This window comes from Enterobacter cloacae complex sp. 2024EL-00214, assembly GCF_043945575.1.
Taxonomy (GTDB): Bacteria; Pseudomonadota; Gammaproteobacteria; order Enterobacterales; family Enterobacteriaceae; genus Enterobacter; species Enterobacter cloacae_P.
This window is the reverse complement of record NZ_JBIMRC010000054.1, coordinates 1-1,224: the sequence shown is the minus strand read 5'-3', so window position 1 is coordinate 1,224 and position 1,224 is coordinate 1. Positions and strand designations below refer to the sequence as shown.

Here is a 1,224-nt window from a genome sequence, read left to right as displayed (position 1 = left end):
TTGATGCCTGGCAGTTCCCTACTCTCACATGGGGAGACCCCACACTACCATCGGCGCTACGGCGTTTCACTTCTGAGTTCGGCATGGGGTCAGGTGGGACCACCGCGCTAAAGCCGCCAGGCAAATTCTGTTAATCTGTATCAAAGCTGAAAATATTCTGTCTCTTCGCCGAAACAGCTTCGGCGTTGTAAGGTTAAGCCTCACGGTTCATTAGTATCGGTTAGCTCAACGTATCGCTACGCTTACACACCCGACCTATCAACGTCGTCGTCTTCAACGTTCCTTCAGGACTCTCAAGGAGTCAGGGAGAACTCATCTCGGGGCAAGTTTCGTGCTTAGATGCTTTCAGCACTTATCTCTTCCGCATTTAGCTACCGGGCAATGCCATTGGCATGACAACCCGAACACCAGTGATGCGTCCACTCCGGTCCTCTCGTACTAGGAGCAGCCCCCCTCAATTCTCCAGCGCCCACGGCAGATAGGGACCGAACTGTCTCACGACGTTCTAAACCCAGCTCGCGTACCACTTTAAATGGCGAACAGCCATACCCTTGGGACCTACTTCAGCCCCAGGATGTGATGAGCCGACATCGAGGTGCCAAACACCGCCGTCGATATGAACTCTTGGGCGGTATCAGCCTGTTATCCCCGGAGTACCTTTTATCCGTTGAGCGATGGCCCTTCCATTCAGAACCACCGGATCACTATGACCTGCTTTCGCACCTGCTCGAGCCGTCACTCTCGCAGTCAAGCTAGCTTATGCCATTGCACTAACCTCCTGATGTCCGACCAGGATTAGCTAACCTTCGTGCTCCTCCGTTACTCTTTGGGAGGAGACCGCCCCAGTCAAACTACCCACCAGACACTGTCCGCAACCCGGATTACGGGTCTACGTTAGAACACCAGCCATTAAAGGGTGGTATTTCAAGGTCGGCTCCACGCAGACTGGCGTCCACGCTTCAAAGCCTCCCACCTATCCTACACATCAAGGACCAGTGTTCAGTGTCAAGCTATAGTAAAGGTTCACGGGGTCTTTCCGTCTTGCCGCGGGTACACTGCATCTTCACAGCGAGTTCAATTTCACTGAGTCTCGGGTGGAGACAGCCTGGCCATCATTACGCCATTCGTGCAGGTCGGAACTTACCCGACAAGGAATTTCGCTACCTTAGGACCGTTATAGTTACGGCCGCCGTTTACCGGGGCTTCGATCAAGAGCTTCGCGTT

General features: G+C 53.7%; 2 rRNA genes. Both read right to left on the bottom strand.

The features are described 5' to 3' along the window. Positions 1 to 5: 5 nt before the first annotated feature. Positions 6 to 121: ribosomal RNA gene (gene rrf / locus ACHHZ6_RS24685) — 5S ribosomal RNA — on the bottom strand. A 68-nt stretch (positions 122 to 189) separates the two neighbouring features. Further along, positions 190 to 1,224, bottom strand: a 23S ribosomal RNA gene (locus tag ACHHZ6_RS24680); the annotation flags it as partial.